Here is a 6,116-nt window from a genome sequence, read left to right on the forward strand (position 1 = left end):
CTCTTCCTTTTTTCTTGATTTTTATTCTCTTTTGGGCTCTCATGAATAATGCAGGTTAGCTTTATCGTGTAGTTTTGGAGATAAAACCCGTGGGACGATATCGTACATCTGCCAAGAAACAGGCTCGCCAAGATCGAGAAAGCCAGCCGTCCTTCACGGTTAAGACCCTACAGATGCGACCCTTTGCCCCACCACAAGAGTCGCAAGCCCAACCTCATGCAGAAGATCGGACGGCAGAGATGGGGCATCGATTAGAAAATATTTCCTTTCAGCCACGCCCACAGGCAAATGTGATGGCAAGAAAGTGGGAGGGCATCAGGGCTGCTTATCAAGCAAAACAGGTTCAGGCTAAGTTAGCGATCGGGGCTGTGGGTGACAAATACGAGCAAGAAGCCGACCAAGTGGCATCGCAAGTCGTGCAAACCATTAACACTCCTGAAAACGTTCAGCGCGAGGACGAAGAACAAGTCCAGACCAAACCTCTTGAATCCATTCAACGTGAGGAAGCACCAGAGGAGGAAGACGAAGAATTACAAATGAAACCTCTCTCTGACTCCATCCAACGCGACGAAGCACCAGAGGAGGAGGAATTGCAAATGAAACCAATGCTTCAACGGCGGGAGGCAGTTAATGGTGGGGATGCCTCTGAAGAATTAGAAAGCTCGATTCAGCAGGCAAAGGGTAGCGGTCAGCCTTTAGATCCCAATCTGCAAGAAAAGATGGGTCAGGCGATGGGAGCAGATTTTAGTAGCGTAAAGGTACATACAGATTCGCAATCTGACCAATTAAATCAATCAATTCAGGCAAGGGCATTTACTACAGGGCAAGATGTGTTCTTTAGGAAAGGATCTTATAACCCATCAAGCACCGATGGACAGGAACTGATTGCCCATGAGCTAACCCATGTGGTGCAGCAAAATGGAAATAATGTTCAGAAAAAAACTGATGCTTGTAAAATTCAGCGCAACTCCGTAAAAGAGAAAATTGCGTTTTTTGAATCTTGGGCTAAAGATAATCAAAAGACTAGTGGAAGTTTGCCAACTCAGACTCCCGCAACTGGTTCGCAAACCCTTTTGCCTGTCTCTGGTGGTGGAGCTAAAAGCGTTGCTGCATTAGATCCGAGCGTTGCCCCAAAAAACAACAAAGAAATCGTCAAGTATTTCTTGCTAAAAGAGAGATCTGATGACTACATAGACGAAGATAAGGACTCATCAAAATTTGTCTTCGAGAAAGTATTTGGAACGACAAAAGAAGATTTTCTCAAACTCCCAAAGCCAGATGCTGAGAAGAAACTAAAAAATATTGGTTGGACTAATGAAGAAATTGAAGATTTCTTGAAAACTGCAAAGACCGAGGTTAAATATCTTGAGACCGAAGAGTCTCGTGCTGATTATGAACTACAAGGAGGTAGCACTTTAACACAGGGTAAGCCCCCTAATCCCTTTGATACTACAGCAATGTTTGCCCATGGGTTTGGCAAAGGTCATGGAATCTATGTCATGAGTCCAGATGGTAAGCTCTATACGCCCACAAAATCGGTAAGTTCCATCATTCCTCCTTCCTTGCAGGACTACCAACTGCCGCTGCTGGGACGATGAAAGTGACGAATGGAAAACTGGAGGCGATTTCATGTAAAACTGGTCACTATGTTGCAGGCAAAGAACAATTGTATCAAGTATTAACTGAGTTGAAGGAACGCAGTGTAGCTCTTAGTGGAGTTGGGGTCTTTGATTTTGCAGCGAAACAATATCCTGGAGAGGAAGGTGATGCAGAAGGTTTCCTAAAAGCTAATAAAACAACGATTGAACCAAAAATCGTTGAAGCTGAAGAAAAAAAGAAGAAAGCTGAAGAAAAACAACAAAAACAACAAAAACTACAAGAAGATCTCATAAAATACAGTGGTGGAGATCCTGTTAGTGCTCTAAAAGCAAAAGGGATTAGACTTTATAATGAATCAGACCCAACGGATTGGGTTGTAGATTCATCTGACGGATCTTCTTGGTCATCAGTAGATTTGGAAACTCAAGTCAAACTCCTAAAAAATGAGATAAGTATTGATGATATTAACGGTTGAGTCGCGAGAATATAGAACATGACCGCACAAATTTTTAAAACAATGCTCGCATTTTTCGAGCAAGACGAATGGACGATTCGTCAAATCGGCGATCAACCAATTCTACAAATGAGCTTTGAGGGCAATCATGGTAAGTGGCAGTGCTTTGCTCATGCGAAAGAAGAGAAAGAACAGTTCCTTTTTTATTCGATTTTTTTATCAAAAGTTCCTGCAGAAAAGCGACAAGCCTTAGCAGAATTTATTACTCGTGCTAACTATGGCTTGATGATGGGTAACTTTGAAATGGACTATGACGACGGGGAGATTCGTTTTAAAACGAGTATAGACGTTGAGAATATTACTTTAACTCCTAAGATCGTTAAGCAGTACGTATATACAAACGTGTTGATGATGGACTGCTATCTCCCTGGTATTTTGTCTGTAATTGCCGATGAAGTATCACCCAAAGAAGCGATCGCAAGAATTGAAAAGAGATAATGCGATCTTGTCGATTGAGTAAAAGGATGAAGCCCAACTTCACCCAAGACTTCCATTAAGCTTGTGACGCGATCGCGGGTTGTGGTGAATTGGCAGATGGGCTGAGAGTTATAATCCATTCCCAATCAAAAAGAAAGCCGACCAGTAATAAGGATGGGAAAATTCCTTGCTTTGAATTAACGCGATTTGTGATTGGCGCAGTGACTCAGTTGGTGGATTTCCTTTTTTGATATTGGTATAAAAAGAATCCATTAAGGACTGCGTGCCGCCATCATTGACAGACCATAGAGAAGCAATTACCGCTCTTGCTCCTGTGTTATGGAACTGATAGCCCAAGCCAAGAATCTCTGTCCCATCCCCTAACTTGCCACCGACCCCTGTCTGACAGGCACTCAAAACCACCAAATCGACATTCTTGAGCGTCCAGTCCTGAATTTCCCGTAACGTCAAGCGATCGCCATCCCCAAAAATAATAAAGGAATCATCGGGTGTACCAAGATTAAACAAGCCATGGGTTGCCAAATGGATAATTGAATGCGAACCTACGCGATCGCCTGTAGCAGACTTGGTAAATGTGCTATCAATCAACTCTAATGTATTAGGGAGTTTACTCTTAATCCCATTCACCTCTTGTTTTGTTGCTGGAATTGCTCCAAAGGAAAAGCGATTTTCCCTCACAGTAATCTTGTGCTCAAGTGTCGATGCGCCTGCAAGGATATTCAATTGGCTTCCCGAACGACGATTAAAATCTGTCAGCGATCGCGCTGTGATATTGTTGATGCGATATTTCTCAACCAACCACTGCTTGCCATCATAAAGAGCTGCAAGGGGAATGTAGCGTAACTGACCATCGGGAGCATAGACGATCGCTTGTACATTTGCCTGCTGTAATTCTGTCTCAATCGGGGCAATCAACCAATCATAAAACTTTTTCCCTGAATCTTTGACATCTAAAGACGTGTGATCCTGCAAGTCAGAGCGAAAGGCAAGGACAGCCTCATTGATATCCTTACGACTGACCTTCACTGTTCGATGAATGGCGATCGCAAGTGGGGCATCAGGTGTTGGCGTTGGCTCAGCCGTGAATCAACTCACCGATGAAATTTCAATGATTGCGGTTGTACGCAGTCTGCGCGAAGCCTTAGCGATGAATTTGGCAGCGATTCCCTTCGGGATGCGTTCCGCCGAAATTTAATCGTTTTTACGCTTTTTTAATATTTTCTAGGTTAGTTTCATTCATGAAAATTAACCTAGAATTATTCCTTCTTTATTCCCAAATTCTCTGTACTAGATATTTGTCAAACACTTCATCACAACTGACTATCAAGAAATTGCGATGTATTGCTTGAGCAATTAACATTCGATCAAATAGTCCTTCATGTCTTCTAGTGGCGCATCAAAGTCATCAGCCATCCAAATTTTACCTTTTAGTAATCCTGCCTGACGTTTTTTTGTAGGGGTTTGCGTCTGAATAATAGCGAGGGAATTACTTTGCGTATGTTTGTTAATGAGATATTCTGCATAATCTAAAATCGCGACTTTTATCTCTTGAGGCATGATCGCGATCGCTCGGAAAAGCTCTGTATCTAAAGCATCTATGTTTTGAGACTTATAGTTGCTGTCAATGCTCTGCACCATTGCTTTTGCTCCTTTACTGACACCCGACTAAAAAATATTATAGCAATCATAGTTTTTCGATAGATTAGTGCATCACGGTTCCACACCTCTTACAAATTACTAGCATCATCTTTTGATAACGCTGCTGACCAACCACTCTCACCACAGGCGTTCTCACTCAGATTGAATCTTTATGGTTATGCTAACACCAAGACAAGGCAAACAAAGATATCGGCTACAAGTTAACAACCTAAACATATCAGGTTAATCCGCAAAAGAAAATCGCTGACAGCGAACTGAATTCGCAGAATGTGTGTTATATTTAATTTAGTCGGGTTATTAAGGAGATATGCCACTCACTAGATCGTTTTTGCGATCTGCGGAAGTTGAGAAATCATCTTCTATCGTGTTCTTTAGTAATGCTGTAGTAATAACTTTAGCAACTACACAACTCGTAAGCATCAGTAGACCTGTGGGCTAATAGTGATTAAATCGCTAAAACCATAATTCAGTCTGACTCTAAAGCTTTTTCTACCGAAATCGCTTAAAGACTGTCTATGATTAGCCAAGAGTTGGGAATAGTTAGTTAAGTTATCTGCCACATTAATACACAGCACATTAGCGCACCCAGGCAGTGGTTGCGCTCTGTATAGGAAGGGTTAAAACAGATGTTCTCTAGGTTTGTTTAAGGCAGGCTCATTCTCGTCAGAGAAATGAGCTAAACAACCTACCCAAAAGGAGAATATTTTCTTATGAATAATTCTAACAAGAAGAATTCTGAACCCGACAAACATCTGGAGAAGTTGAAACAGCGTAAAAATCAACGGTGGCTAGAATGGCTTCGTAGACCAGGAACGCTCCGTCTGATTTTCCGAATTGGTTTGTTCATCTTCAAACTATTGAAGTGGCTGATTGAGATGCTGAATTAACTTCTTACCCTTCTATACAATTTCTATATAATTTCTATCCCAAGGAGGCTAGATATGTTGAACAAAGCCTTAAGGTTGATGAGGGTATTCCACGATCTATCACAAAAAGATCTTGCCGAAAAGTTAGGCATATCTAAGTCTTATCTTTCAGAAATTGAATCAGGGAAAAAGACCCTGACACTTGATTTACTGAACCGATATTCAGAAATTTTCGATATACCTCCTTCCTCAATCATGTTTTTCTCGGAAAGCTTAAATAACGATCTAAAAACAGAAAAGCTAAGAACTTTCATCTCTTCTAAGGTTCTTAATCTTCTTAACTTTATTAAGGAAAGGTCTGCTTATGAGACTGTTACAAAAGAATAAATATTCAGGGTATGAACTAGATCAATCTCCTTTTTATTGCTTGAGATCTCAAGCAAAACTTGCCAAGCTTTTATGGGTTGGCAGAGATAAACTTAAATTTCTTACTCATTCGGAATATCTATTTGATTGTGAAGAAAGCATTTCCACGGACAGTGGGAAAATTCGCCTTTTGGAAAAGCCAAGACCTGATTTAAAGAGAGTTCAGAAGCAAATTGAAGATCTTTTGAAGCGAATTAAGTGTCCGAACTATTTACATAATCCTAAAAAAGGTTGCTCCTACATTAGTAATGCCAAAGTCCATGTAAACGCTAATGTGGTGAGAATTCTTGATATTGAAAAATATTTTCTTTCTACTCCAGCAAGGCATGTTTATTGGTTCTTCCACAAAAAAATGAAATGTTCTCCAGATGTTGCTGGCATTCTGACTAAGCTATTAACATTCAAAGACCATTTGCCAACTGGTAGTCCATCAAGCCCATTACTCTCCTACTTTGCACATATGGACATGTGGGAAGCAATAAATGAAATCGTTGAACATGAAAATTGTAACCTAAGTGTTTATATGGATGACATAACCATATCAGGAGAGCATGTCTCAGATCAGGGCTATTTCATTCTAAATAATGTCTTGAGCGTGTTAAGACTAAAACCAG

8 protein-coding genes and 1 pseudogene are annotated in these 6,116 nt (G+C 40.9%); 7 read left to right on the forward strand and 2 right to left on the reverse strand.

Going from position 1 to position 6,116, the window contains the following annotated elements:
• The first annotated feature begins 89 nt into the window (after positions 1–89).
• Genes V2H45_RS24695 through V2H45_RS24705 form a run of 3 tightly spaced genes read left to right on the forward strand, consistent with a single transcriptional unit; the run spans position 90 to position 2,551 of the window.
• The gene (locus V2H45_RS24695; protein ID WP_330486355.1) at positions 90–1,598 is read left to right on the forward strand and encodes an eCIS core domain-containing protein; all 1,509 of its coding nucleotides are present in this window, start codon (positions 90–92) and stop codon (positions 1,596–1,598) included.
• Positions 1,595–2,074: a hypothetical protein gene (locus V2H45_RS24700; protein ID WP_330486356.1), complete on the forward strand. Its 480-nt coding sequence runs from the start codon at positions 1,595–1,597 to the stop codon at positions 2,072–2,074. Before V2H45_RS24695 ends, V2H45_RS24700 begins: the two co-directional genes overlap by 4 nt.
• A 42-nt stretch (positions 2,075–2,116) precedes the next feature.
• Positions 2,117–2,551 carry a type III secretion system chaperone family protein gene (locus V2H45_RS24705; protein WP_330486357.1) on the forward strand — a complete coding sequence of 145 codons (435 nt, stop codon included), beginning with the start codon at positions 2,117–2,119 and terminating at the stop codon, positions 2,549–2,551.
• 108 nt (positions 2,552–2,659) lie between these two features.
• Here the strand turns inward: V2H45_RS24705 and V2H45_RS24710 are convergent, their stop codons facing one another.
• Positions 2,660–3,577 carry a CHAT domain-containing protein gene (locus V2H45_RS24710; protein ID WP_330486358.1) on the reverse strand — a complete coding sequence of 306 codons (918 nt, stop codon included), beginning with the start codon at positions 3,575–3,577 and terminating at the stop codon, positions 2,660–2,662.
• A 10-nt stretch (positions 3,578–3,587) separates the two neighbouring features.
• Between V2H45_RS24710 and V2H45_RS24715 the strand changes: the two are divergent.
• Positions 3,588–3,746, forward strand: a pseudogene (locus V2H45_RS24715) (DUF561 domain-containing protein); the annotation flags it as partial.
• Between the two features lie 158 nt (positions 3,747–3,904).
• Here V2H45_RS24715 and vapB read toward each other — a convergent pair.
• Positions 3,905–4,189 carry a type II toxin-antitoxin system VapB family antitoxin gene (gene vapB, locus V2H45_RS24720; RefSeq protein WP_330486360.1) on the reverse strand — a complete coding sequence of 95 codons (285 nt, stop codon included), beginning with the start codon at positions 4,187–4,189 and terminating at the stop codon, positions 3,905–3,907.
• A 731-nt stretch (positions 4,190–4,920) separates the two neighbouring features.
• On the opposite strand from vapB, the gene V2H45_RS24725 reads away from it, so the two are divergent.
• From V2H45_RS24725 to V2H45_RS24735, 3 genes are all read left to right on the forward strand, one after another.
• Positions 4,921–5,097, forward strand: a complete 177-nt coding sequence (locus tag V2H45_RS24725; RefSeq protein ID WP_330486361.1) for a hypothetical protein — start codon at positions 4,921–4,923, stop codon at positions 5,095–5,097.
• Between the two features lie 54 nt (positions 5,098–5,151).
• A complete protein-coding gene (locus V2H45_RS24730; RefSeq protein ID WP_330486362.1) occupies positions 5,152–5,463 on the forward strand; it encodes a helix-turn-helix domain-containing protein in 312 nt (103 codons plus the stop codon).
• On the forward strand, positions 5,441–6,116 hold a 676-nt coding region (locus tag V2H45_RS24735), incomplete at its 3' end, for a reverse transcriptase family protein (RefSeq protein WP_330486363.1). The genes V2H45_RS24730 and V2H45_RS24735, both read left to right, overlap by 23 nt.

Source organism: Tumidithrix elongata BACA0141 (assembly GCF_036349135.1).
Lineage (GTDB): Bacteria > Cyanobacteriota > Cyanobacteriia > Pseudanabaenales > Pseudanabaenaceae > Tumidithrix > Tumidithrix elongata.